Source organism: Burkholderia sp. DN3021 (assembly GCF_049805555.1).
In the GTDB taxonomy this organism is placed as follows: Bacteria; Pseudomonadota; Gammaproteobacteria; order Burkholderiales; family Burkholderiaceae; genus Burkholderia; species Burkholderia pyrrocinia_C.
The window spans coordinates 1-24198 of record NZ_JBNCAB010000101.1; the positions used below are offsets into that span (position 1 = coordinate 1).

Sequence of the window (24198 nt, forward strand, 5' to 3'; positions counted from 1 at the left end):
CGCAGCTGCTGCCCCATCGCTGGACGCCAACCGACGCTTGACCATCTCGGCGATCGGTCCCGTCAAGATGACTTCGCCGGGGGCTTACGTTCTGCTTTCCTGTCGCTCGCAAGCAACGTCGAATCGTCGTGGCTGTGACGACCTGACGGGCGGCGAAAGCTGTCATCTGTCACGGTGGACGAGCGGGCAGATCGCGCGGCGATGCATGGCCGTAACGTCCTCGGAGCGATTACACGCGACTGGCGAACAGACGCGCGGTGTTTACCGCGCGAACCCATCCGCGTGATCAACCGCGCGACCGTATCGTGTTCGTCCCGATTACCGTCACTGCGCATCATGGAAGATGATGCCGACCGTGTGGCGGTGGCCGCTTCTGATCCGGCTTACGCCGTGGCGCAGGTTGACGCGATAGACGCCGCGCGTTCCTTGCACGGGCCTGCCGTGCACGGCGAAGATCACCGCGTCGCCTTGCGTCAGCGGCACCACTTCCGCACGCGACTGCATGCGTGGCCGCTGTTCCGTCAACACGAATTCCCCTCCGGTGAAATCGCGTCCCGGCGCCGACAGCAGGATCGCGACCTGCAGCGGAAACACGTGCTCGCCATACAGATCCTGATGAAGGCAGTTGAAGTCGTCGGCGCCGTATTGCAGGATCAGCGGCGTCGGTCGTGTCTGTCCCGCCGCGTGGCAGCGATCGAGGAAGGTCGCATGGTCTTTCGGATAGCGGACGCCGATCCCGAGTGCCTGGTTCCAGCGATTCGCGATCGGCGCGAGATGCGGGTAGATCGTCGCACGCAACTCGGCGACGATCGCAGGCAGCGGATAGGCGAAATACTTGTATTCGCCGCGCCCGAATCCGTGTCGCGCCATCACGACGCGTGAACGATAGAGCGCATCCCGCGGATAGAGCGATGCGAGCGCAACGCACTCGTTTGCCGAAATCAGGCTCGGCACGCGCGCGCATCCGTAGCGATCGAGCTCGGCATCGACGGTCGTCCAGTCGACTATGTCGACGCGTTGCGCGATGTCCGGCGATTCGACGGCAGGTTGCAGATCGGCGATGTTCACGGGCTTACCTCGTTCGTCAGCAGTGTGGCGTCGTGCGGTCGCGCGGAGTGTTCTGAAAACGTCGAACGCACGGTTGAATCCGCGGTGAGAGTTGATGAATCCAGTCTAGCGACGTTCATGCGCCGGCGCGCTCCAGATCTTGCGCTCCAATTCGGAAAAGGAAGAGGGGAAAGCCCGCGACGTGGCATGGGCGCACGCGAATGCGTCGACGTCGGAGCACGGAAGCGAAGCAGCGAAGAAGCGAAGAAGCGAAGAAGCGAAGAAGCGAAGGTCGAATCTCCAACAGCAGGCGGCCGGCTTCCGCCGGCCACCCGCTGCGTCCCCGATCAGGCCAGCGACCGGAACAACCAGTAGAGCCCGCCCGCAAGTGCGATCGACGCCGGCAGCGTCAGCACCCACGCGAGTACGAGGCTGCGCACCGTGCTCCATTGCAACCCGGACCCGTTCGCCGCCATCGTGCCCGCGACGCCCGACGACAGCACGTGTGTCGTCGAAACGGGCAGCCCGTACACGTCGGCGGCGCCGATCGTCAGCATCGCGACGAGTTCGGCCGACGCGCCCTGTCCGTACGTCAAATGCTGCTTGCCGATTTTCTCGCCGACGGTCACGACGATCCGTTTCCAGCCGACCATCGTGCCGAGGCCCAGTGCGATCGCAACGGCAACTTTCACCCATGTCGGAATGAACTTGGTCGCGTGATCGAGTTGCTTGCGATAGTTGTCGATCGCGAGCTTGTCGTCAGCGGCAAGCGCGGGCTGGCCCGACTTCTCGATCAGGCGAATGGCTTCGGATACCAGATACATCGTGTTGCGCACGTTGTCGACGTCGCGCTGCGGCACGGCTGCCATCGAGCCCGACGCGCCGACCGCGGTCGCGAGCGACGTCGACAACTGCTGTACGGCCGGCAGCACGGCGGGCGTCAGTTCGCGACGCTGCACGTAGTGTTCGACGTCGGCGCGCGGGTTCGCGGACGGCGCGACGCCGTTCGTGTATTTCCCGAAGGTCGCGGCGGCCTGGTTCGCGACCGCAACGAAGGTCTGCGATTCGGCAGGCGTAACGGCCTTGTTCAGCGCATACGCGGTCGGCACCGTGCCGATCAGGATCAGCATGATGAGGCCCATCCCTTTCTGCCCGTCGTTCGAACCGTGCGCGAACGACACGCCCGTGCAGGTCAGGATCAGCAGGCAGCGAATCCAGAACGGCGGCGGCTGGTCCTTCGGCGGCTCCTTGTACAGCTCGGGAATCCGCACGACGGCCTTCAGCACGAGCAGCAGCAGCGACGCGCACAGGAAGCCGACGATCGGCGAGAGCAGCAGCGACTTGCCGACGCCGAGCGCCTGGCCCCAGTCGACGCCGCTCGTGCCCGACGGCCCGTGCATCAACTGATTCATCAGCCCGACGCCGATGATCGAGCCGATCAGCGTATGCGAGCTCGACGAAGGCAACCCGAAATACCAGGTCGCGAGGTTCCAGACGATTGCGGCGATCAGCAGCGCGAACACCATCGCGAAGCCCGCGCCGCTGCCGACCTGCAGGATCAGCTCGACCGGCAGCAACTGCAGGATGCCGAACGCGACAGCGCCGCTCGAGACCATCACGCCGAGGAAGTTCCACATGCCGGACCAGATCACCGCGACGTTCGGCGTCAGCGAGTGCGTATAGATCACGGTGGCGACCGCGTTCGCGGTATCGTGGAAACCGTTGACGAATTCGAAGCCGAGCGCGATCAGCAGCGCGGCGCCGAGCATCAGGTACGGGAACAGCGATCCTTCGCGGACCGGCGACAGATCGGCGATCAGGTGGGTGGCGATATAGACGGCGCCGATCGCGAGCACCAGCAGGAAGAAGGCATAGCCGACCTGCCGGTTGCGCTCGACGGAGCCGCGATTGTTCGCGGCGGACGAAGCGGGTTGATTCATGGCGGCATCTCGTAAGGGAACCGCGTCCGATCCTAGCTGCGGCCAGCAGTCAGTTTGATGACAATCTAGACGACGAACGGTATGTCTTGCAGCGATGTAAGGTGAACGTCGGCATGCGACCGAGATGGGACACGTCGGCTCGCATCTCTGTCCACATAGTGAACACGACACGGCAGGGACTTACGCACCGGTGCCGCGCCGATCGTCGTTCGTCGTCAACGTCCAGCCGCGCGGCGATGCAACGAAGGTCGTGCACGACAGCGGCGCGACGTCGATGCGGGCTGCAGCGTAGGGAGCCATCCGCAGTGCGTGTGCGACGGCCGCGCGAACGATCGCCGCATGCGTGATCGCGACGATGTCGCGGCCGGGCGGCAGCGCGTTCAACCATGCGCCGACGCGGCGAGCGGCGGCTTCGAACGACTCTCCGCGATGCGGTGACGCGGATGGATCGGCGATCCATGCGCCCAGTTCGTCCGGCAGGTCGCGCGCGAGGTCGTGCAGCCGCTTGCCGCGCCAGTTTCCGTAGTCGATGTCGCGCAGCGCGTCATCGACGTCGGCATGCAGCCCGAGCGCATCGGCGGTCTGCCGCGCGCAGCATGCGGGGCTGCACAGCACGACCGCGTCGGCGTCGCCCGCCCATCGGTTGCGCAGCGCGGCGGCGTCCGCGAGCCCGCGTGCATCGAGCGGATCGTCGTCGGGAAACGTGCCGGTGCGCATCGCTCGGGTCGATGCGTGTGCGATCAGGCGCAGCGAGGCATGCATGTTCATGTCGGTTTCCGGATGGGCCGGAGCGGGTGCACGGTCGTCCGCGGGCTTTCACTCCTTCAATACGCGGACGTTCGCGCGTACAATTCGCCCGATACGAAACGCGGAAGCCGGTGCAATCCCGGCGCGGTCGCGCCACTGTAACCGGGGAATCCCGATCCCGGAAGCCAGACCTGCCTTCGTACCCATCCAACATTTGCCGGGGCGCGATTCCCCTGAGGTGCATCCATGAGCGAAGCAGTGCTGAAGCCGGTTGTCGTGCCGGCACCCATCCCCGTCCGTGAACTGCTGCCGTGGGCCGTGTTCGCCGGCCTGATCCTGCTGCTCGCACTCTATTTCGTCGGCGCGGAACAAGGCGCGACGTCGCTCGTGCCGGGCATGGTCGTTCATGAATTCGTCCACGACGGCCGCCATCTGCTCGGCTTTCCCTGCCACTGACGCGGAGTACACGATGGTCGGAAAGCTGCTCATGCGCGGGATGCTCGCAGGCATCGCCGCGGGCCTCCTCACGTTCGGTTTCGCGAAAATCGTCGGCGAACCGCAAGTCGATCAGGCGATTTCCTTTGAAGAAAAGCTCGAGGCCGCCAAAGGCGACGTGCCGGAGCACGAGCACGAACTGGTCAGCCGCGACACGCAGGCCGGCCTCGGCCTGTTGACGGGTGTCGTGACCTACGGCGCGGCATTTGGCGGGCTGTTCTCGCTGGTCTTTGCGTATGCATACGGGCGAGGCGGCCGCCTTCCGGCACGGCCGCTGGCCGCGTGGCTTGCGCTGGCGGCATTCGTCGCGCTCGTGATCGTGCCGAACATCAAGTACCCGGCCAATCCGCCGTCGGTCGGCGATCCCGACACGATCGGCTATCGCACGGGCCTGTTCTTCCTGATGATCGCGATCTCGATCGCGACGATGGCGTTCTCGGTCAGCGTGCGCCGCCATCTGCTAGCGAAGCTCGGCCAATGGAATGCGTCGATCGTCGCGGGCCTCGTATTCATCGCGATCATCGCGGCCGTGCAGTTCGGACTGCCGTCGATCGACGAAGTGCCGGCCGCGTTCCCGGCCGCCGTGCTGTGGAAGTTCCGCGTCGCGGCCATCGGCATGCAGGCGATCATGTGGACGACGATCGGCCTGCTGTTCGGCGCATGGGTGGAACGCGACGAACGCATCGGCATGCGCGCCGCCTGACGCGCATTGCAACGGGCGTGCCTAGCGCAGCATGCGCGGCGCGCTCCACGTCGATTCGCGCGCCAGCGCGACGAACGCGGCCAGATAGTCGATCGATGCATCCGCTTCGCGGATGCCGAGGAAGATCTGCTTCGCGATCCCCTGCTTGCCGAGCTTGACCGGCACGACCGGCATCCGGTCCGCGTATTCGTCGGCGAGCCATCTCGGCAGCGCGGCCACGCCGCGCCCGCTCGCAACCATCTGCAGCATGATGTCGGTCGTCTCGATCGACTTGTGGCGCCTCGGCACGATGCCGGCCGGCGTCAGGAACTGGTTGTAGATGTCGAGCCGGTCGGTTTCGACCGGGTACGTGATCAGGATCTCGTCGGTCAGTTGCTCGGGCGTCACGTAGTCGGCGTTGGCGAACCGGTGCGAGTCGGCGACCACCAGCACCTGCTCGTAGTCGAACACGGGATCGAAGCGCAGGCCCGGCTTGTTCAGCGGATCGGGCGTGACGAGCACGTCGATGTCGTAGCCGAACAGCGCACCGATGCCGCCGAACTGGAAGCGCTGCTTCACGTCCACGTCGACGTCGGGCCAGCGCGACAGATACGGCGACACGACCTTCAGCAGCCACTGGTAGCACGGGTGGCACTCCATCCCGATGCGCAGCGTGCCGCGCTCGCCCTTCGCGTACTGCCTCATTCGCTCCTCGGCGAGTTCGAACTGCGGCAGCAGCCGGTTCGCGAGCTTCAGCAGATATTGCCCGCCTTGCGTGAGCCGCAGCCCGCGGCCTTCACGATCCCAGATCGGCGTGCCGAGCTGCTGCTCGATTTTCCGGACGGTATGGCTGAGCGCCGACTGCGTGAGATGCAGCGCATTGGCGGCCGCGGTCAGCGAGCCCTGGCGCTCGACTTCACGAATGACGACGAGATGGAATCGTTCCAGCATGGATATCGCTCGCCCAATAGATGCATGAACAAATTTCATGGATGAATGAAATAATGCCATTTTATTTCATGGTTTGAAATCCCTATCATGGCTGCCGGACATTCACTACATCTGGACGGCAGCTTCATGGTCAGGACACACAACCTCGGTTTTCCGCGCATCGGCGCGAAGCGCGAACTCAAGTTCGGTCTCGAACGCTACTGGAAGGGCGAATCGTCGCGCGACGAGCTGAAGGCGCTCGGCGCCGAGCTGCGCCAGCGTCACTGGAACGACCAGCGCGATCTGGACCTGGCACCGATCGGCGATTTCGCGTTCTACGACCAGGTGCTCGACATGAGCTTCACGCTCGGCAACCTGCCGAAACGCGTGCAGGGCTTCCACGGCGACGTGCTCGACAACTATTTCCGGGTTGCGCGCGGCCGCTCGGCGCAGTCGGCGCAAGAGCATGCGGCGTGCTGCGGCGGTGTCTCGGCCGGCGAAATGACGAAGTGGTTCGACACGAACTATCACTACATCGTGCCGGAATTCCACGCGGACACGAACTTCTCGCTCGACCCGTCGCGCCTGCTCCAGCAACTGGCCGAGGCGAAGGCGCAGGGCGTGAATGCCAAGCCGGTGATCATCGGCCCCGTCACGTACCTGTGGCTCGGCAAGGCGAAGGACGATTCCGATCGTCTCGCGCTGCTGCCGAAGCTGCTGCCCGTGTACGGCGCGCTGCTCGACACGCTGACCGCGCAGGGCGTCGAATGGGTGCAGATCGACGAACCGATTCTCGTCACCGAGCTCGACGCCGAATGGCGGCAGGCGTTCCGCACCGCGTATGCGGTGCTGGAGACGCGTCGCATCAAGCTGCTGCTTGCCACGTACTTCGGCCAGCTTCAGGACAACCTGACGCTCGCGAGCTCGCTGCCGGTCGACGGGCTGCATGTCGACGCGATCACTGCACGCGACGAAATCGACGCTCTGGTGCGCGAACTGCCGGCCGAGCGCGTGCTGTCGGTCGGCGCGATCAACGGCCGCAACATCTGGAAGACGGACCTGAGCGCGACGCTCGACTGGCTCGAACCGCTCGCGAAGCAACTGGGCGATCGCCTGTGGCTCGCGCCGTCGTGCTCGCTGTTGCACGTGCCGGTCGATCTCGCGAGCGAGGAGAAGCTCGACGCGGAGATTCGTTCGTGGCTCGCGTTCGCGCTGCAGAAGCTCGACGAGCTGAAGGTGCTCGCGACCGCGCTGAACGGCGGCCGCGACAAGGTGGCCGATGCGCTTGCCGCGAACGCCGCCGCGATCGACTCGCGCCGCCGCTCGCCGCGCGTGAACAACCCGGCGGTGAAGGCGGCGATCGCGCGCATCGACACGCAGCTCGGCAACCGCGTGAGCCCGTATACGCAGCGTGCACCGAAGCAGTCGGCGCGACTGAACCTGCCGGCCTTCCCGACGACGACGATCGGCTCGTTCCCGCAGACCGCCGAAATCCGCCAGGCGCGCAGCCGGTTCAAGGCAGGTGCGCTCGATGAAGCCGGCTACCGCACGGCGATGAAGGCTGAAATCGAACGCAGCGTTCGCGAACAGGAGTCGCTCGGGCTCGACGTGCTCGTGCACGGCGAAGCCGAGCGCAACGACATGGTCGAATACTTCGGCGAGCAGCTCGACGGCTACGCGTTCAGCCAGTTTGGCTGGGTGCAGTCGTACGGTTCCCGCTGCGTGAAGCCGCCGATCCTGTTCGGCGACATCAGCCGCCCGAAGGCGATGACGGTCGAGTGGATCACGTATGCGCAGTCGCTGACGAACAAGCCGATGAAGGGCATGCTGACCGGCCCCGTGACGATCCTGAACTGGTCGTTCGTGCGCGACGACCAGCCGCGCTCGGTGTCGTGCTACCAGCTCGCGCTCGCGATCCGCGACGAAGTGCTCGATCTCGAGAAGGCTGGCGTGCGCGTGATCCAGATCGACGAGGCCGCGCTGCGCGAAGGGCTGCCGCTGCGCCGCGCGCAATGGAGCGAGTACCTGAAGTGGGCGGTCGAGTCGTTCCGCATCACCGCGAACGGCGTGCAGGACGATACGCAGATCCACACGCACATGTGCTATTCGGAGTTCAACGACATCATCGCGTCGATCGCCGACATGGACGCGGACGTGATCACGATCGAGACGTCGCGCTCGGACATGGAGCTGCTCGACGCGTTCGACAGCTTCAGGTATCCGAACGAGATCGGGCCGGGCGTGTACGACATCCACTCACCGAACATTCCGACGCAGGATCACATCGTCGGCCTGATGAAGAAGGCGGCCGAGCGGATTCCGGCGGAGCGTCTGTGGGTGAACCCGGATTGCGGCCTGAAGACGCGCCAGTGGACGGAAGTGATTCCGGCGCTGACGAACATGATCGCGGCGGCGAAGGCGCTGCGCAGCCAGGTGCAATAGCAAGCGCTGCGCCTGTCGCGACGACGATGACCGGGCAGGCGAGTGAAGCAGCCTGTCCGTTGCGGACGTTACGCGGTGCGCGCGCCGCGCGGCAGCAGCTCGTTCGCCTTGCCGGGCGCACCGGCATCGTCGATGCCGACGCGGCGCGAGATCAGCCACACGCACAGCGACGACAGGATCGCGGCACTCGTGTACTGGATCGCGAGCGGCCACCATTGCGGCGCGGTGTTCTGCGCGATGATGGTCGCGACGAGCGGCGTGAGGCTGCCGGCGAGCGCGCCGCACACCTGGTATGCGATCGAGATCGCCGTATAGCGGATTCGCGCGACGAAGATACCGCTGACGAAGCCCGCGACCACCGAGTAGTAGCCCGATTCCGCGAGCGTCGCGAGGCCGACGCCGACCGTGATCGACGGCGGCGTGCCCATGTGTACGAGCGGCAGCATCGCGAACGGGACGATCGCGGCCCATGCGCCGGTGATCAGCAGCACGCGCGTGGTGCCGAAGCGCTGCGCGAGGAACGCGGCCGCGAGCTGTACGACGAACTGCAGCACCGCGACGATCGCCATGCAATGCAGCACCATCGACCGGTCGAGCGACAGGAACTGCGTCGCGTAGCTGATCATGAAGATGTTGCTGAAATACACGCCGGCGATGCCGTACACGTTCGCGCCGATCGCGAGCAGCAGCAGCGGCCAGTACTTGAGCGCTTCGCGCACCGGGTTTTGCGCGGTGTTGCCGCTCTTCCTGACTTCCTCGAACTCGGGCGACTCGGACACGCTCGCGCGGATCACGAAGCCGACCACCAGCAGCACGGCGCTCGCGAGGAACGGCACGCGCCAGCCCCAGCTCATCATGTCGTCCTTCGACAGCGTGCTGATCGCGCCGAACGCGAGCATCGACAGGATCAGGCCGCTCGCGCTGCCAAGCTGCGCGAACGACGCGAAGAACGTGCGCTTGCCTTCGGGCGCATGCTCGCCGGCGAGCAGCACCGCGCCGCCCCATTCGCCGCCGACCGCGATGCCTTGCAGCACGCGCATCAGCACGAGCAGGATCGGTGCGATCACACCGGCTTGCGCATGGGTCGGCAGCAGGCCGATCGCGACCGTCGATACGGCCATCAGCATCAGCGTCGCGAGCAGCGAACGCTTGCGGCCGAAGCGGTCGCCGAGATAGCCGAACATCACGCCGCCGAGCGGCCGCGCGAAGAAGCCGACCGCGAACGAGCCGAACGATGCGAGCAGGCTGACGAAGCGGTTTTCGCCGGGAAAGAACAGCGGCCCGAACACGATGGCGGCGGCGGTCGCGTAGCTATAGAAGTCGTACCACTCGATCGTGGTGCCGACGAACGAAGCGAGCGCCGCCCGCTTCGGTTGCTTGACGGAAGTCCCCATCTTTGTGTGTGCTCCTCTGGAATCCTCTGATTTGGAATAGGTGGCGGCGCGGGATCAGTCGCGGTACTTGACGCCCGGCAGCACGCACAGCAGCTCGTATGCGAGGTTCGCGCCGAGCAGCGCGGTGGTGCCGAACGGGTCGTACGGCGGCGCGACTTCAACGAGATCGCAGCCGACGATGTTCAGCCCCTTCGCGCCGCGGATGATCTCGAGCGCCTGCGGCACCGTGAGGCCCGCGATTTCCGGCGTGCCCGTGCCCGGCGCGTAGGCCGGATCGATGCCGTCGATGTCGAAGCTGATGTAGACGGGCGTGTCGCCGACGCGGGCGCGCACTTCTTCCATCAGCGGCGCGAGCGACTTGTTCCAGCATTCCTCGGCCTGGACGACGCGGAAGCCCTGCTCGCGGCACCAGTCGAAATCCTCGGCCGCGTAACCCGTGCCGCGCAGGCCGATCTGCGTGACCTTGTCGCCGTGCAGCAGACCTTCCTCGACCGCGCGGCGGAACGGCGTGCCGTGGGCGATCTTTTCGCCCATCATCGTGTCGTTCACGTCGGCGTGTGCATCGACGTGGATCAATGCAACCTTGCCGTGCTTGCGGTGGATCGCGCGCAGGATCGGCAGCGCGATCGTATGGTCGCCGCCGAGCGTGACCGGCTTGCAGTCGTGCTCGAGGATCGCGTCGTATGCGGCTTCGATACGCGCGATGGAATCGTGCAGGTTGTAGGGATTGATCGCGACGTCGCCGATGTCGGCGACCTGCAGCGAATCGAACGGCGCGGCGCGCGTGGCCATGTTGTACGGGCGCAGCAGCACGGATTCGGTGCGGATCTGGCGCGGGCCGAAGCGCGCGCCGGTGCGGTTGGACGTGCCGAGATCGAACGGCACGCCGACGAAGCACGCGTCGAGGCCTTCGGCGTTCGCCACGTGCGGCAGGCGCATCATCGTCGCGATGCCGCCGCAGCGCGGCATCTCATTGCCGCCGAGCGGCTGGAAATGGGTGTGGTCGTTCATGGGGCGCCTCTTCCGATGTGGGGTTGCCGTATCATTCGACGCGGCTTGGCGCACAGTTTTACGCGCTCCGCCGGGAAAGAAGAATGCGAAGATATCGACGTTAACATCGATTCCCATCGATGTATGGAAGGGGAAGAGCGTGCTGGGGAATCTGTCGACCCTCGATCTGCGGTTGATCCGCGTGTTTCTCGCGGTCACGGACGCGGGCGGCGTATCGGCCGCGCAGGCCGTGCTGAACGTCGGCCAGTCGACGATCAGCGCGCAGTTGGCGTCGCTGGAGACGCGGCTCGGCTACCGGCTCTGCGAGCGCGGCCGCAGCGGTTTCCGGCTCACGCCGAAGGGCGAACGGTTCCATGCGATGAGCCGCAAGCTGCTCGCGGCGCTCGACGAATTCGGGATGGCCGCGCGGCACATGGACCGCCAGCTGGTCGGCACGCTGAACATCGGCCTGATCGGCCATACGCCGGTGAGCCAGAACGCGCGGATCGCCGAGGCGATCGCCGCGTTCCGCACGCGCGACGAGGCCGTGCGCTTCTCGATCTCCGTGCGCGCGCCGGGCGATCTCGAGGAGAAGCTGCTGAGCGACGAGATCCAGATCGCGGTCGGTTATTTCTGGCACCGCGTGCCGTCGCTGCACTACACGCCGCTGTTCGTCGAGCGCCAGGTCGCGTACTGCGGCCGCGGCCATCCGCTGTTCGACGGCGCCGGCACGCTGACGCCGGCCGACGTCGCGGGCTTCGAATGGGCGTGGCGCTCGTATCCGCTGCCGGAAGCGCAGCTGTCGACGACGCCCGACCGCGTGACCGCGACCGCCGACAACATGGAGGCCGTCGCGCTGCTGATCCTGTCCGGCCACCACCTCGGCTACCTGCCGCAGCACTTCGCGGCGCCGTACGTCGCGCAGGGGCTGCTCGCGCCGCTCAATCCGGAGCAACTGCGCTACGACGTGACGTTCCACATGGTCGTCGCGCGCAACGGGCGCGGTAATCCGCTCGTGGAGGCGTTTCTCGAGGATCTCGAGCGCGCGCACCAGGCGCCGGACATCGCGTGACGCCAGCGCCGCCGGCAATGTGAACGAGCGTTACATCGGCGCGGGCCGCCGCGCGCGTCACGGCACCGGCAACCCCGCGTCGTGCTTCACCTCGCGCAGCGACAGCGCCGATTCGATCGACGTCACGCCGGGCAGCATCCGCAGCGAGTCGCGCAGGAACGTGCCGTAGTCGTCGAGGTCGCGCGCGACCACCTGCAGCAGGTAGTCGGCCGTGCCCGCGACGTTGTGGCACGCGAGGATTCGCTCGATGCCCAGCACTTCCCGTTCGAACCGGTCGGCGACCTTGCGGTCGTGCGTCGCGAACCGCACCAGCACGAACGCGACGACGCCGAAGCCGAGCGCCTGGCGCGACAGTTGCGCGCGGTAGCGCTCGATGTAGCCGTCGCTTTCGAGACGTTTGAGGCGCCGCGCGCAAGGCGTCTCGGACAGGCCGACGGATTCGGCGAGACGCGCGATCGGCAGGCGGCCGTCGCGCTGCACCGCAGCGAGGATCGCGCGATCGGTTTTGTCGAGTTCGGTCATATTGGCGGAATCCTTGTTCTGATTTAGAGATTGTGGCGGATTCCGCTATGGATCGCCAATTCAGCGATAAAGATGGCCAATAATCCCTCCTTCTTCAGCGGCAACATATCGTCATTGAAGGACGGGGGCAGAACATGATTTCCACGCATTTGCTGTTGATCTATCTCGCCGCGCTGGCGGCCATTTATGCGGTGCCGGGGCCCGACATGGCGCTCGTGCTGCAGACCAGCATCGGCCGCGGCGTGCGGCCGGGGATGGCGGCGGCGGCCGGCCTGTCGCTCGCGCGCACCGCGCACGTGACGCTGTCCGCATGCGGCGTTGCGGCGCTGATCCGCAGCGCGCCGTGGCTGTATGAGGTGATCCGCTACGGCGGCGCGCTCTATCTCGCGTATGTCGCGATCCAGGTGTTCCGCTCGCCGGTGTTCGCGCTCGGCGACGGCGACGCGGCGGCGGGCGAGCTGCGGCAGTCGTTCGTGAAGGGGCTGCTGACGAACCTGCTGAACCCGAAGGCGCTGCTGTTCTGCTCGGTGCTGCTGCCGCAGTTCGTGCGGCCGGAGGCCGGGCCGGTCGTCTGGCAGATGTTCGAACTCGGCGCGCTGCTGGTCGCGGCCGGCGTGTGCTTCGACCTCGCTTGCGTGTTCGGCGCGGCGCGCATCGCGGCGTGGATGCGCGCGCATCCGCTCGCGCAGACGGTGCAGCGCTGGACGTTTTCCGCGGCGCTGATCGGTTTCGCGCTGCGCCTGTCGATGGACTGAGCGCCGCCGCTGCGTTGCCGCCGCGCAGGTCGACGGGCCGCGCGGCGCCGCTGCGCCGATCGACGCAGGGCGCGCGCGCAAATCATCTGACTGTTCTAAACTCCTTTTAACTTCGCGCTGCTGCGAACCGACTGACCGAACGGAACCGACTTCCGCCGGCTATGTCCGATTTCCTGGCTGTTCCGTGCAACGCGGTACCAAGGAGGGTCTGAACATGGCAAGGCATCTTCACGCCGACCGTGAACCCCGAATCGTCGCCGAGTCCAAGTGCCTCGGCCCGTGCGATCCGGCAGAGCGCATTCACGTCACGATCATGTTGCGGCGGCAGGAAGAAGGGCAACTCGATACGTTGGTCCACCAGCTCGCCACCGGCGACGCACAGGCGAAACCGCTGTCGCGCGACGCGTTCGCGCAGCGTTTCTCCGCCAATCCCGACGACATCCGCAAGACCGAGGACTTCGCGCGCCGTCACCAACTGACGGTCGATCGCGTCGATCCCGTCGAAAGCGTCGTCGTGCTGTCCGGCATGATCCAGCAGTTCGAAGCGGCGTTCGGCGTGAAGCTCGAGCGTTTCGAGCATCGTTCGATCGGCCAGTATCGCGGCCGCTCGGGCCCGATCACGCTGCCCGACGATCTCGGCGACGCCGTCACGGCCGTGCTCGGCCTCGACAGCCGCCCGCAGGCGCGGCCGCACTTCCGGCTGCGCCCGCCGTTCAGGCCCGCGCGCGGTGGCATGGCGGGCGTCACGTTCACGCCGATCCAGCTCGCGTCGCTGTACGGCTTCCCGGCCGGCGACGGCGCCGGGCAGTGCATCGCGATCGTCGAACTCGGCGGCGGCTACCGTGCGGCCGACATCCGGCAGTATTTCAGCGGGCTCGGCATCAAGACGCCGCCGACGCTCGTCGACGTGAACGTCGGCACCGGCCGCAACGCGCCGTCCGGCGACCCGAACGGCCCGGACGGCGAAGTCGCGCTCGACATCGAGATCGCCGGTGCGATCGCGCCGGCCGCGAAGATCGCGGTCTACTTCGCACCGAACAGCGACGCGGGCTTCATCCAGGCCGTCAACGCGGCCGTCAACGACAAGACCAACAAGCCGTCGGTGATCTCGATCAGCTGGGGCGGCGCGGAAGCGGTCTGGCAGGCGCAGTCGGCGCAGGCGTTCAACCGCGTGCTGCAGGCGGCGGCGGCGCAGGGGATCACCGTGTGCGCAGCGTCGGGCGACAGCGGCTCGGGCGACGGGTTGCAGGACGGCGCCGATCACGTCGACTTCCCCGCATCGAGCCCGTACGTGCTCGGCTGCGGCGGCACGCAGCTCGACGCGCTGCCCGGGCAGGGCATCCGCAGCGAGGTCACGTGGAACGACGAGGCGTCGGGCGGCGGCGCGGGCGGCGGCGGCGTCAGTACGCTGTTCGACCTGCCGGCGTGGCAGCAGGGGCTCGCCGTCACGCGCGCCGACGGCAGCCGCACGCCGCTCGCGAAGCGCGGCGTGCCGGACGTCGCCGGCGATGCGTCGCCGCAGACGGGCTACGAGGTATCGGTCGCCGGCACGGCTACCGTGATGGGCGGCACGAGCGCGGTCGCGCCGCTGTGGGCCGCGCTGATCGCGCGGATCAATGCGGCGGCCGGCGCATCGGCCGGCTGGGTCAATCCGGTGCTGTACAAGAATCCGGGCGCGCTGCGCGATATCACGAAAGGATCGAACGGCACGTATGCGGCCGCGTCGGGCTGGGACGCATGCACGGGCCTCGGCAGCCCGGACGGCGCGCAGCTCGCCGCGATCCTCGCGCGCAAGCCGTCGAGCTGACGCGTCGGCACACGCCTTTCCGTTCGACGCGGGTTTCCTGCCCGCGTCTTTTTTCACCTCCAGGAGCAGCACGATGGGCATCGATTCCGCATCTTCCGGCGGCGTTTATCCGCTGCATCACGGCGACCACAATTCGCATGGCGTGCCGCCGACCATCAATCCGGTCGCGCTGAGCCACGGCCGCGACCAGCCGTTCTTCGATCCGGTTGCGTACGGCAACGGCCCCGACGATTCGGTGACCGACACGACCGAAGCGGCCGCGGTCACGCATCACTCGATCCTGATCGACGGGAAGCGCATCGCGTGCACGGCGACGGTCGGCCACCTCGTGACGGTCGACCCGAGCAGTTCGCAGCCGGCCGCGAAGATTTTCTACGTTGCGTTCACGGCCGACGGCGCGAAGGAGGAAACACGGCCCGTGACGTTCTTCTACAACGGCGGGCCCGGTTCGTCGTCGGTGTTCGTGCTGCTCGGCTCGTTCGCGCCTAAGCGGATCAAGACGTCGATGCCGGGTTTCACGCCGCCCGCGCCGTACCAGATGGAAGACAACCCGGACAGCATGATCGACCACAGCGACCTGGTGTTCATCAACCCGGTGGGCACCGGCTATTCGGCGGCCGTCGCGCCGAACAAGAACCGCAACTTTTGGGGCGTCGACCAGGATGCGGATTCGCTGAAGCAGTTCATCAAGCGCTACCTGACGAAGAACAATCGCTGGAATTCGCCGAAATACCTGTTCGGCGAATCGTACGGCACCGCGCGCAGCTGCGTGCTCGCATACAAGCTGCACGAGGACGGCGTCGACCTGAACGGCGTCACGCTGCAATCGTCGATCCTCGACTACCGGCAGGCCGGCAACCCGGTCGGCGCGCTGCCGACCGCCGCGGCCGACGCGTGGTATCACAAGAAACTCGGCGTCACGCCGGCGCCGGCCGATCTCGGCGCGTTCGTCGAGGAAGTCGCGCAGTTCTCGCGCACCGACTACCTGAACGCGCTGCGCAAGGCTCCGCATGCAGACCCGGCCGCCGTGCAGAAACTGTCGCAATACACGGGCATCGACACGGCGACGCTGCAATCGTGGCGCCTCGACATCGCCGGCTACGACGCGCGCGGCAATTCGCTGTTCCTGACGACGCTGCTGCATGCGCAGGGGCTCTCGCTCGGTTCGTACGACGGCCGCGTGACCGCGATCTCGACGGGCATCGCCGGCAAGATCGACCCGAACTCGGGCGGCAACGATCCGACGATGACGGCCGTGACGGGCGTCTATACGGCGATGTGGAACAGCTACCTGAACGAGCAGTTGAAGTTCACGTCGAATTCCGCGTTCACGGACCTGAACGACCAGGCGTTCCGGAACTGGGATTTCAGCCACATCGACCCGACCGGCGCGCAGCAGGGCATCGATGCGCAGGGGAACGTGATCCTCTATACGGCCGGCGATCTCGCCGCGGTGATGGCGTTGAATGTCGACCTGAAGGTGCTGTCGGCGAACGGCTTGTACGATTTCGTCACGCCGTTCTACCAGACCGTGATCGACCTGCAGCAGATGCCGCTCGAGGATCAGAAGGTGCGGCAGAACCTGTCCGCGCGTTTCTATCCGTCGGGGCACATGGTGTATCTCGACGGCGGCTCGCGCACCGCGCTCAAGCGCGATCTCGCGACGATGTACGACACGACGGTCAGCGATACGGGCGCACGGATGCGGATTCGCGCGCTGCAGGCGAAGAAGACGGGCGGGCACGCATAGCGGTGCCCGTCGTTTGGTTGCCGCGCGTAGCCGCTACGGTGCGCGCGGCGGTCGGGTTCCGGCGCGGCCGGCCGGTCACGCGGCCGCAGCGCCGGATTGCGACGCGGCGGTATTTTCGTGCTGGTGGCCGGCTTGCGCGGTCGGCCAGTCGAACGGCGTGTACGGCAGCGCGCGCTTGTGGCGCGAACCGTCGTAGAAGCGCAGCACCGTTTCGTACACATGGTCGCTGACCGGCTTGCCTTCGAGGAAATCGTCGATCTCGTCGTAGCTGACGCCGTATGCGTGCTCGTCGGGGCGCAGCGGGCGCAGTTCCTCGAGATCGGCCGTCGGCACCTTCATCACGATCGTTTCCTCACCGCCGAGCGCGCGGGCAACCGCGCGCACGCGGCGCTTGCTCAGGCCCGCGAGCGGCAGGATGTCCGCGCCGCCGTCGCCGAACTTCGTGAAGAAACCCATCAGCGATTCTGCCGCGTGATCGGTGCCGATCACGATGCCGCGCCGTGCGCCGGCCACCGCGTACTGCGCGATCATGCGCTCGCGGGCCTTGATGTTGCCGTGCACGAAATCCTGTTGTGCGGGCGTGTCGAACGCATGGCCGGACGCGACCAGCGAGCGGAGCATCGCATCGGCGGCCGGCTTCACGTCGACGGTCAGTTCCTCGTCCGCGCGCACGAACGCGAGCGCGCGCTGCGCATCGGCTTCGTCGTTCTGCACGCCGTTCGGCAAGCGCATCGTGATGAAGCGCGCATCGTAGCCGCCGGCGCGCAGGTGTTCGACCGCCAGTTGCGCGAGCCGCCCGGCCGTCGACGAATCGACGCCGCCGCTGATGCCGAGCACGTAGGTCCGCAGGCCGGTCGAACGAAGGTATTGCGCGAGGAAATCGACGCGACGGGCGATCTCGGCCTCGGCGTCGAAGTGCGGGGCGACGTTCAGTTCGGCAATGATCGCGCGTTGGCGGCTGGCGTAATCGGCGGATGTCATGAAGGTGGTTCCGGAACGAAATGCAAGGCGCTCATCATAAGCGCAATCGCGGCGGGGCGCCGCGCCGGGCGTGCGATCCGGCCGCCTTGCGTTGCTTCGGCGAGACGCGCTGCGTCGCCGTGGTGCATGGTGCGCCGGGCGGGTGCGGGATGCCGCGGGAAGGGGGCTGTGAGGCAGGTCTCGATGCGCTTGGAGGCAAGTGCCGGCGCGATCGCACGACCGCGCCGATGTGCGCCCGCGTCAGCGCCGCGCGAGCACGACGCCCGCCAGCGCGAGCGCGAAGCCGAAGAGCTGGATCGCCGCGAGCGTCTCGCCGAACAGCAGGTAGCCCTGCAGCGCGGCAAGCGGCGGCGCGAGGAACAACAGCGCCGTCGCGCGCGCCGCGTTGCCGCGCCGCAGCATCCACATCAGCATCGTGACCGCGCCGCCGGACAGGAACACGACGCCCCACACGAGCGATACCCACAGCGCCGGCGCGCCGATCCAGCGCGTTTCATGCAGCAGCGCGACGAAGATCGCCGCGACGATCGCCGCGCCGAAGTTCTGCACGGCGACCGCGGTGCGCAGGTCGCTCTGCGCGAGCTTGCCTTTCTGGTACAGCGAACCGGCGGTGATCGACCCGACCGCGAGCACCGATACGACGACCACGAACCACGCAGGCGCTGCGCCCGGCGGCGGCGCGACGCCGCCCGCGACCTTCGGCGCCAGCACGAGCGCGACGCCGGCGAGCCCGAGCGCCATCCCGAACCAGCCGCGCGCGGGCAGGCGCTCGTTGAACAGCGGGACGGCGAGCACGGCGGTGGCGAGCGGCTGCAGCGCGCCGAGCAGCGCCATCACGCTCGCGTTCAATCCTTGCGCGACGGCCCAGTAGCTCGCGCCGAGATAGACGCCCTGCAGCAGCGCGCCCGCGATCAGGTGGCGCGGCCATTCGCGGCGGGCCGGCCACGGCGCGCGCGCGACGAGCGCAACCGCGCCGAACAGCGCGGCCGTGCCTGCGAAACGCGCGAGCAGGAACAGGTTGGGATCGGCGTAGGGCTTGATTGCCCGTGCAACGATGAAGCCGGTGGACCACAGCGCGACGAAAGCGGCGGCAACGATCGAGGTAAGCATGCGAGGCGGGCCGCGATGCGGCCGGACGGAATCGTAAAGTCGGCCAGTATCGCGGGAAGCGGCACCGGCGTCTTGTCGAATCCTGCACTCGTACCGCGCATCGTGGGAATGCGCCGACGGTCGTTGGGTGCCGGGCATCCGGCTTCCGGCACGGGCCGGCTATCGGCGGGCGCGAGCGGGGCACGGACGGGAAGGGCGCCGCACCGCTCGCGGGGCGGGCAAGCGCGAAGCTGCGGAGATCAGTCGATCGAGAACGTGTCGAGCGGCTGGTTGGCGCGCGCGTCGGTCGCGAAGCGCGCGGCGAGCTGCTCGTAGAGCCGGCGCGCCTCGTCGAGTGTCAGGTCGATCCAGTACGGATCGCCGGCCGCATCGTTGAGTCGTTCGGGCGGAAACTGGATTTCGATCACGCTGCCTTTGCGATACATGGTGCGAGCCCCTTTGCTTGGTCTGTCGTTCGGCGAAGCGCAAAGTGTAGCAACCGGCGCCGTGCCGATTCGCGCGCGTCAGGCAATACAGAATTTCGCTTTCGGGGAATGCGGCCGGCCGACCGGCCGCGTTTCGCGCCGCAGTCAAATACCGGTAAAGCGGCCGTAATACAATGGCCAGCTTACCCATTACCAGTCGCCCCGGGCGCACACGCGATGCTGGCGGAACAACGTCATCAATACATCCTGTCGGAGCTCGGACGGTCGGGCGCGTTGTCGGTCGCGGAACTCGTGCGCTCGCTCGACGTATCGCGCGAGACCGTGCGGCGCGACCTGAACGCGCTTGCCGCGCGCGGCCTGCTCGTGATGACGCACGGCGGCGCACTGGCCGCCGACCGCCGCGAACCGAGCCTGTCCGAGCGCGAAGCCGCGAACGCCGAAGCGAAGCGCACGATCGGGCGGCGCGCGGCCGAATTCGTGCCCGACGACGCATCGGTGCTGATCGATTCGGGCAGCACGCCGCATGCGGTTGCGCTTGCGCTCGCCGACCGGCACCGGCTGTCGATCTATACGAACGACTGGCGCACCGCGTTCGTGCTCGCGCGGCGCAACGGCAACCGCGTGACGCTGCTCGGCGGCGAACTGTCCGACGACGAGGACGCAACCTTCGGGCTCGACACGATCCACCAGCTCGCGCAATACCATGTCGATTTCGCGTTCGTCGGCGCCGGCGGCATCACGGCCGACGGCGAGTGCACCGACTACTCGCGGATCGCGGCCGAAGTGCGCAGCCGGATGATCGCGGCGGCAGGCACGGCGATCATCGTCGCCGACCATTCGAAATTCGGCCGCGTGACGCCAGTGCGGATCAACGGCGCGGCGGCCGCGCGCTATCTCGTGACCGAACGCGCACCCGACAAGGCCGTGCGCCGCGCGCTGACCACGCGCGGGATCGAGCTGCTCGTGTGCGACTGACGCGCGTCCGACATACAAGGTTCATCGGACCGTCATCCTGCGGGAAGAACCTCTGCCGACACTGACCCATTCATTTCGACCGGCCTCGCGGCCAGGGAGCAACGAATGTCCGTCAGCGTGCGCAGCTATCTTTCCCCCACTCTCGTCCTGCTGGCCTTCGACTGGGCCGATGCGCAGTCGCGCAACGATTTCCTCGGCTTCGCGATCCGGCGCACGCCGGGCTTCTGGTCGGCCGACGGCAAGACGCGCGCGCCGAACAGCTGGCTGCCGAACCGCCTGACGTTCGACGGCCCGGCCGCCGACACGCAGGGCGACGCGCCGACCGACCAGGCGCCGATCCAGAAATTCATGTGGTGGGACGCACGCATCGATCCGCAGGACCGCGGCGCGTCGTTCCGCTACGACGTCTATCCGGTCGTCGGCACGCCCGACGACCTGCAGGTGCTCGACGCGCAAGCCGGCGTGTGCGACGTCGTGCTGCCCGAGCATATCGAGGACGGCATCGGCACCTGGTTCAACCGCGCGGTGGTCAGTTCGCAGGCGTTCGCGAAGCAGGTCGCGGCGCTGGGCCTCGCGCCGAATGCGGCACCGAGCGACGCGCAGGCGCTGAAGCTGCGCACGTGGCTCGCGAACGACATGGAGCAGGTGTTCGCGGAGATGCTCGACCGCGCGTCGCGCGCGGTGTCGGCCGTCTATCACCTGACCGACACGCTGTGGGCGCTGCCCGCGTTCGAAGCGTTCGGGCGCAAGCACGGCGGCGCGTCGCTCGCGATCGTCTACGACGCGCACACGACGGCGCGCAAGGGCAAGCCGCCGCTGCCTTCGCCGAACCAGCCTGCCGTCGACGCGTTGCAGGGGCTCGCGACGCTCGCGCCGCGCGACAGGACGCACATCATGCACGACAAGTTGATCGTGACCGACGCGCCGTCGAACCCGGCGCCCGCGCGCGTGCTGACCGGCTCCGCGAACTTCACGACCGAGGGGCTGACGGAGCAGGCCAACGTGCTGCACACGTTCGACTCGCCCGCGATGGCCGCGCTGTACAACGACCGTGCGCATGCGCTGGCCGGCAATCCGTCGATCGCGGACACGGCGCGGCTGTCGCCGGGCTGGTCGGTGCCGATGACGATCGGCAGCGCGCAGGTGAGGCTGGCGTTCTCGCCCGAACCGGCGGGGCAGCGCACCGAGATCGACACGATCGTCGCCGCGATCGCGGCCGCGAAGCATTCGGTGTCGTTCTGCCTGTTCATGCCGACCGACGCAGCGTTGCGCGACGCGTGCTTCGCGGCCGGCGACCGCGGACTGATGATGTTCGGGCTGGTAAACAAGATCAACATCGGCAGCGCGACGAAGGCCGACGCCGCGCGGCAGGCCGGCCAGTCGCTCGATGCGGCGACGCTCGCGAACCTCGAGCTGTATCACCGCAGCCGCGACAACCACGACGTGATCGACGCCGAGTACTTCTCGCCGGCGACGGTGCCGCAGGGTTTCGAGCCGGAAATGCGGCAGTTTCCGGGCGAACCGGCGCCGGCCTATCCGCCCGTCGTGATCCACCACAAGTTCATCGTGATCGATGCGGAAGGCGCGAATCCGGTCGTCTATACGGGTTCGGCGAACATGAGCCGCAATTCGGAGCAGTACAACGACGAGAATCTGCTCGAGATCCGCGACAAGCGGATCGCGGCGATCTATCTCGCGGAATTCCTGCGACTCTACGAGCACTATCGCGCACGGGCGCTGGCGATCAGTGCGAAGCAGCGCGGCACGAGTACCGGCACGGGCGCGCATGCGCGGCTCGCGCTTGCGCCCGATTCGAGCTGGGCGAAGAAGTATTACGTGGCGGGAAGCCCGGAAGAGAAGGCGCGGATCGCGCTGGCGTCGACCGCGCCGACGGATTGAAGTGCTGACGCGCGAAGGGCACGGACGCTGCGTGCCCCCGGCGACTACCCAGCCGCCGCTTACGCGGCGACGTAGCGCAGCACGGCGTCGGCGATCGTGTCGCGATGCCGCGCGCGCAGGCGCGGCGCCGACGGGTCGCGGCCGAACGCGGCGCCGAACGTGTAGCGGTTCGACACGCGGTGGAAGCAGAACGAACTGATCAGCAGGTGCAGGTCGAACGCGTCGATGTCCTTGCGGAACGCGCCGCTTGCCGCGCCGCGCTCGACCAGTTCCTCGAGCGTCTTGATGATGCTGACGTTGCGGTTCTTGAACGACTTGAGCTGTTCGAGATACTTCGCGCCGTGGATGTTCTCGATCGACACGAGGCGGACGAAGTCGCGATGCTTGTCGTGATAGTCGAACGTGAATTCGACGAGGCGGCGCATGCCTTCGCGCGGCTCCATGTCGCCGACGTGCAGTTCCTGCTCGAGGGCGCGGATGTCGCCGTACACCTTCTCCAGCACGGCCTCGTACAGGCCTTCCTTGCTGTCGAAGTAGTAATAGAGCATCCGTTTCGTCGTGTTCGTGCGCTCGGCGATCGCGTCGACGCGCGCACCGGCGAGGCCCATCGCGGAAAATTCCTGCGTGGCGACATCGAGGATGTTGCGCTTGGTTTGCTCGGGATCGTATTTGCGCCGCGCGTCGGACGCAAGCGCGCGGCTTTCGGACATGGCGGCTTTGCTTCCTGCTTTCATGTGACTTTGTTGTGGGTTCGCGGCGGCTTGGAAAAGGCATTCTAGCATGTGGAAAATCCCCGCCCGGCCGACCCTCCGCTCTAATCGGCAGGGTCGTTTCGGCAGCCGCGGCCGCTCAGCGGCGGCAGGACGCGAGCGCGTCGCGGGCCTGATATGCCGTGTACGTGAGCTGCGCGGCGGCGAGGCCCGCCAGCCCGAACGTGCGCGTGAGCCCGAACGCGGCGAAGCCGTCCGGCACCGGCCGGCCTTCGGCCAGCGCGGCCGCGAGCGCTTCGCCGGCGACCGTGGTCGGCGCCATCCCGTGGCCGCCGAACGCGATCGCGTGCCACACGCCGTCCGCGTCGCGGCCGATCTGCGGCATCTTGTGGCGCGCGTAGCTCATCAGCCCGCCCCACGCGTAGTCGACCTTCACGTCTTCGAGTTGCGGATACACGCGCAGCAGGTCGCGCCGCAGCAGGCGTGCGATCGCGTCCGGGCCGCGGTCGAGCACCGAGATCCGGCCGCCCCACAGGATGCGCGTGTCCTTCAGCGGGCGGTAATAGTCGAACGCGAAACGCGTGTCGTAGATCGCGTACGGCGCGGCGATCGCGTCCGGCAGCCGCGCGCCGAGCGGTTCGGTCGCGATCACGTAGGTGGCGATCGGCAGCACCGCGCGTTCGATGCGCGGCGACACGCCGCGCGCGTAGCCGCCGCCGGCGAACACGACGTCCTTCGCGCGCACCGCGCCCTGCGCCGTGCGCACGACGTACCCGGCGCCTTCGCGCGCGATGCCGAGCGCGGCCGAGCGCTCGTATACGCGCGCGCCGCCGTGCGATGCGGCCGCCGCGACGCCGAGCACGTACTTGAGCGGATGGAAGTGGAATGCGTTCGGCTCGAACAGGCCGCCGTAGTAGCGCTGCGTCTTCAGCCGCGTGCGCAGCGCGTCCGTCGACACGGGTTCCCAGTCGACGCCGAGTTCGCGCTTCATCAGCGTACGCACGCTGTCGAGCCGGGAAGGATCGTCGAACCAGTTCGCGAGCATCACGCCTTCATCGACGATGTCGCAGTCGATCCCGTAGCGCGCGATCCGCGCGCGGATCAGGTCGACCGCATCGACGGTGAGCCGGTACAGCCGGCGCCCTTCGCCGCGGCCGAGCGTGCGCAGCAGGTCGGCGTTGTCGAGGCTGTAGCCGCCGAATACGAAGCCGCCGTTGCGGCCCGATGCGCCGAAGCCGACCCGTTCGCTGTCGAGCACGACGACGTCGCGCACGCCGCGCTCGACGAGGCCGAGCGCCGTGCACAGGCCGGCGAGGCCGCCGCCGACGATGCAGACCTGCGCATCGATCGTGCCGGTCAGTTGCGGGTAGGGCTGGCGGGTAACGGTGGCTTCGTAGAAGTTCTGCATGCGATTTCGTTGACTCGTAACGGCGGAAAAACGGACGGCGCGCGTCGATCTTGCCTGAACGCGCGCGCCGCGTCGAATGGGGGCGCAGGGCGCCGGCTGCCGCGGCCGGGCGGCGGC

Annotated in this window: 21 protein-coding genes and 1 riboswitch; of the genes, 9 read left to right on the plus strand and 12 right to left on the minus strand. The window is 67.4% G+C overall.

What is annotated here, in order from left to right; translation table 11 throughout:
* Nucleotides 1–324: 324 nt before the first annotated feature.
* The 3 genes from ACPUER_RS31745 to ACPUER_RS31755 all read right to left on the minus strand — a co-directional run bounded on the left by ACPUER_RS31745 (nucleotide 325) and on the right by ACPUER_RS31755 (nucleotide 3755).
* Nucleotides 325–1068, minus strand: coding sequence for a 2OG-Fe(II) oxygenase (locus ACPUER_RS31745; protein WP_175962082.1), 744 nt, complete (start codon nucleotides 1066–1068; stop codon nucleotides 325–327).
* 326 nt (nucleotides 1069–1394) lie between these two features.
* Nucleotides 1395–2987, minus strand: coding sequence for an inorganic phosphate transporter (locus tag ACPUER_RS31750; RefSeq protein ID WP_175962083.1), 1593 nt, complete (start codon nucleotides 2985–2987; stop codon nucleotides 1395–1397).
* A 180-nt stretch (nucleotides 2988–3167) separates the two neighbouring features.
* A complete protein-coding gene (locus ACPUER_RS31755) occupies nucleotides 3168–3755 on the minus strand; it encodes a histidine phosphatase family protein (RefSeq protein WP_175962084.1) in 588 nt (195 codons plus the stop codon).
* Between the two features lie 54 nt (nucleotides 3756–3809).
* Nucleotides 3810–3947, plus strand: a riboswitch (cobalamin riboswitch).
* Between the two features lie 33 nt (nucleotides 3948–3980).
* Here ACPUER_RS31755 and ACPUER_RS31760 point away from each other — a divergent pair.
* Both ACPUER_RS31760 and ACPUER_RS31765 read left to right on the plus strand, forming a co-directional pair.
* A complete protein-coding gene (locus tag ACPUER_RS31760) occupies nucleotides 3981–4190 on the plus strand; it encodes a CbtB domain-containing protein (protein ID WP_072443795.1) in 210 nt (69 codons plus the stop codon).
* 13 nt (nucleotides 4191–4203) lie between these two features.
* Nucleotides 4204–4932, plus strand: coding sequence for a CbtA family protein (locus ACPUER_RS31765; protein ID WP_175962085.1), 729 nt, complete (start codon nucleotides 4204–4206; stop codon nucleotides 4930–4932).
* A 21-nt stretch (nucleotides 4933–4953) separates the two neighbouring features.
* Here ACPUER_RS31765 and ACPUER_RS31770 read toward each other — a convergent pair whose 3' ends face one another.
* Entirely contained in the window at nucleotides 4954–5862 is a 909-nt protein-coding gene (locus tag ACPUER_RS31770; protein WP_310143527.1) for a LysR family transcriptional regulator, read from the minus strand.
* A gap of 126 nt (nucleotides 5863–5988) precedes the next feature.
* Between ACPUER_RS31770 and metE the strand changes: the two genes are divergently transcribed.
* Nucleotides 5989–8283, plus strand: coding sequence for a 5-methyltetrahydropteroyltriglutamate--homocysteine S-methyltransferase (gene metE, locus ACPUER_RS31775; RefSeq protein WP_425133041.1), 2295 nt, complete (start codon nucleotides 5989–5991; stop codon nucleotides 8281–8283).
* Between the two features lie 68 nt (nucleotides 8284–8351).
* Here the strand turns inward: metE and ACPUER_RS31780 are convergent, their stop codons facing one another.
* Both ACPUER_RS31780 and speB read right to left on the minus strand, forming a co-directional pair.
* A complete protein-coding gene (locus ACPUER_RS31780) occupies nucleotides 8352–9677 on the minus strand; it encodes an MFS transporter (RefSeq protein WP_425133033.1) in 1326 nt (441 codons plus the stop codon).
* 54 nt (nucleotides 9678–9731) lie between these two features.
* Entirely contained in the window at nucleotides 9732–10688 is a 957-nt protein-coding gene (gene speB / locus ACPUER_RS31785; RefSeq protein ID WP_425133034.1) for an agmatinase, read from the minus strand.
* A 139-nt stretch (nucleotides 10689–10827) separates the two neighbouring features.
* Here speB and ACPUER_RS31790 point away from each other — a divergent pair, with 139 nt between their 5' ends.
* Entirely contained in the window at nucleotides 10828–11739 is a 912-nt protein-coding gene (locus ACPUER_RS31790) for a LysR family transcriptional regulator (protein ID WP_175962089.1), read from the plus strand.
* 57 nt (nucleotides 11740–11796) lie between these two features.
* On the opposite strand, the gene ACPUER_RS31795 is transcribed toward ACPUER_RS31790, so the two are convergent.
* Nucleotides 11797–12261 carry an Lrp/AsnC family transcriptional regulator gene (locus tag ACPUER_RS31795; RefSeq protein WP_059238912.1) on the minus strand — a complete coding sequence of 155 codons (465 nt, stop codon included), beginning with the start codon at nucleotides 12259–12261 and terminating at the stop codon, nucleotides 11797–11799.
* A gap of 134 nt (nucleotides 12262–12395) precedes the next feature.
* On the opposite strand from ACPUER_RS31795, the gene ACPUER_RS31800 reads away from it, so the two are divergent.
* From ACPUER_RS31800 to ACPUER_RS31810, 3 genes are all read left to right on the plus strand, one after another.
* Nucleotides 12396–13016 carry a LysE family translocator gene (locus ACPUER_RS31800; protein WP_425133035.1) on the plus strand — a complete coding sequence of 207 codons (621 nt, stop codon included), beginning with the start codon at nucleotides 12396–12398 and terminating at the stop codon, nucleotides 13014–13016.
* A 214-nt stretch (nucleotides 13017–13230) separates the two neighbouring features.
* Entirely contained in the window at nucleotides 13231–14823 is a 1593-nt protein-coding gene (locus tag ACPUER_RS31805; protein WP_175962090.1) for a S53 family peptidase, read from the plus strand.
* Between the two features lie 73 nt (nucleotides 14824–14896).
* Entirely contained in the window at nucleotides 14897–16573 is a 1677-nt protein-coding gene (locus ACPUER_RS31810; RefSeq protein WP_425133036.1) for a S10 family peptidase, read from the plus strand.
* A 75-nt stretch (nucleotides 16574–16648) separates the two neighbouring features.
* Here ACPUER_RS31810 and nadE read toward each other — a convergent pair whose 3' ends face one another.
* The 3 genes from nadE to ACPUER_RS31825 all read right to left on the minus strand — a co-directional run bounded on the left by nadE (nucleotide 16649) and on the right by ACPUER_RS31825 (nucleotide 19089).
* On the minus strand, nucleotides 16649–17554 hold the full coding sequence (gene nadE, locus ACPUER_RS31815; RefSeq protein ID WP_425133037.1) for an ammonia-dependent NAD(+) synthetase: 906 nt from the start codon (nucleotides 17552–17554) through the stop codon (nucleotides 16649–16651).
* A gap of 240 nt (nucleotides 17555–17794) precedes the next feature.
* Nucleotides 17795–18664 carry a DMT family transporter gene (locus tag ACPUER_RS31820; protein ID WP_425133038.1) on the minus strand — a complete coding sequence of 290 codons (870 nt, stop codon included), beginning with the start codon at nucleotides 18662–18664 and terminating at the stop codon, nucleotides 17795–17797.
* A gap of 239 nt (nucleotides 18665–18903) precedes the next feature.
* Nucleotides 18904–19089 (minus strand): hypothetical protein, encoded by a 186-nt coding sequence (locus ACPUER_RS31825; protein ID WP_006480515.1) that lies wholly within the window; start codon nucleotides 19087–19089, stop codon nucleotides 18904–18906.
* Between the two features lie 216 nt (nucleotides 19090–19305).
* On the opposite strand from ACPUER_RS31825, the gene ACPUER_RS31830 reads away from it, so the two are divergent.
* Both ACPUER_RS31830 and ACPUER_RS31835 read left to right on the plus strand, forming a co-directional pair.
* On the plus strand, nucleotides 19306–20064 hold the full coding sequence (locus ACPUER_RS31830; RefSeq protein ID WP_310143508.1) for a DeoR/GlpR family DNA-binding transcription regulator: 759 nt from the start codon (nucleotides 19306–19308) through the stop codon (nucleotides 20062–20064).
* 105 nt (nucleotides 20065–20169) lie between these two features.
* A complete protein-coding gene (locus ACPUER_RS31835; RefSeq protein ID WP_425133039.1) occupies nucleotides 20170–21963 on the plus strand; it encodes a phospholipase D-like domain-containing protein in 1794 nt (597 codons plus the stop codon).
* 59 nt (nucleotides 21964–22022) lie between these two features.
* Here the strand turns inward: ACPUER_RS31835 and ACPUER_RS31840 are convergent, their stop codons facing one another.
* On the minus strand, nucleotides 22023–22697 hold the full coding sequence (locus ACPUER_RS31840; protein WP_175962095.1) for a TetR family transcriptional regulator: 675 nt from the start codon (nucleotides 22695–22697) through the stop codon (nucleotides 22023–22025).
* A 115-nt stretch (nucleotides 22698–22812) separates the two neighbouring features.
* Complete coding sequence (locus ACPUER_RS31845; RefSeq protein ID WP_425133040.1) at nucleotides 22813–24081, minus strand: NAD(P)/FAD-dependent oxidoreductase; 1269 nt, start codon at nucleotides 24079–24081, stop codon at nucleotides 22813–22815.
* Between the last annotated feature and the right edge of the window lie 117 nt (nucleotides 24082–24198).

What these genes read in the sequence shown, in the direction of transcription:
- ACPUER_RS31750 (WP_175962083.1), bottom strand. Translation starts at nt 2,987, where the DNA reads ATGAATCAACCCGCTTCGTCCGCCGCGAACAATCGCGGCTCCGTCGAG.
- ACPUER_RS31755 (WP_175962084.1), bottom strand. Translation starts at nt 3,755, where the DNA reads ATGAACATGCATGCCTCGCTGCGCCTGATCGCACACGCATCGACCCGA.
- ACPUER_RS31760 (WP_072443795.1), top strand. Translation starts at nt 3,981, where the DNA reads ATGAGCGAAGCAGTGCTGAAGCCGGTTGTCGTGCCGGCACCCATCCCC.
- ACPUER_RS31765 (WP_175962085.1), top strand. Translation starts at nt 4,204, where the DNA reads ATGGTCGGAAAGCTGCTCATGCGCGGGATGCTCGCAGGCATCGCCGCG.
- ACPUER_RS31770 (WP_310143527.1), bottom strand. Translation starts at nt 5,862, where the DNA reads ATGCTGGAACGATTCCATCTCGTCGTCATTCGTGAAGTCGAGCGCCAG.
- metE (WP_425133041.1), top strand. Translation starts at nt 5,989, where the DNA reads ATGGTCAGGACACACAACCTCGGTTTTCCGCGCATCGGCGCGAAGCGC.
- ACPUER_RS31780 (WP_425133033.1), bottom strand. Translation starts at nt 9,677, where the DNA reads ATGGGGACTTCCGTCAAGCAACCGAAGCGGGCGGCGCTCGCTTCGTTC.
- speB (WP_425133034.1), bottom strand. Translation starts at nt 10,688, where the DNA reads ATGAACGACCACACCCATTTCCAGCCGCTCGGCGGCAATGAGATGCCG.
- ACPUER_RS31795 (WP_059238912.1), bottom strand. Translation starts at nt 12,261, where the DNA reads ATGACCGAACTCGACAAAACCGATCGCGCGATCCTCGCTGCGGTGCAG.
- ACPUER_RS31800 (WP_425133035.1), top strand. Translation starts at nt 12,396, where the DNA reads ATGATTTCCACGCATTTGCTGTTGATCTATCTCGCCGCGCTGGCGGCC.
- ACPUER_RS31805 (WP_175962090.1), top strand. Translation starts at nt 13,231, where the DNA reads ATGGCAAGGCATCTTCACGCCGACCGTGAACCCCGAATCGTCGCCGAG.
- ACPUER_RS31810 (WP_425133036.1), top strand. Translation starts at nt 14,897, where the DNA reads ATGGGCATCGATTCCGCATCTTCCGGCGGCGTTTATCCGCTGCATCAC.
- nadE (WP_425133037.1), bottom strand. Translation starts at nt 17,554, where the DNA reads ATGACATCCGCCGATTACGCCAGCCGCCAACGCGCGATCATTGCCGAA.
- ACPUER_RS31820 (WP_425133038.1), bottom strand. Translation starts at nt 18,664, where the DNA reads ATGCTTACCTCGATCGTTGCCGCCGCTTTCGTCGCGCTGTGGTCCACC.
- ACPUER_RS31825 (WP_006480515.1), bottom strand. Translation starts at nt 19,089, where the DNA reads ATGTATCGCAAAGGCAGCGTGATCGAAATCCAGTTTCCGCCCGAACGA.
- ACPUER_RS31830 (WP_310143508.1), top strand. Translation starts at nt 19,306, where the DNA reads ATGCTGGCGGAACAACGTCATCAATACATCCTGTCGGAGCTCGGACGG.
- ACPUER_RS31835 (WP_425133039.1), top strand. Translation starts at nt 20,170, where the DNA reads ATGTCCGTCAGCGTGCGCAGCTATCTTTCCCCCACTCTCGTCCTGCTG.
- ACPUER_RS31840 (WP_175962095.1), bottom strand. Translation starts at nt 22,697, where the DNA reads ATGAAAGCAGGAAGCAAAGCCGCCATGTCCGAAAGCCGCGCGCTTGCG.
- ACPUER_RS31845 (WP_425133040.1), bottom strand. Translation starts at nt 24,081, where the DNA reads ATGCAGAACTTCTACGAAGCCACCGTTACCCGCCAGCCCTACCCGCAA.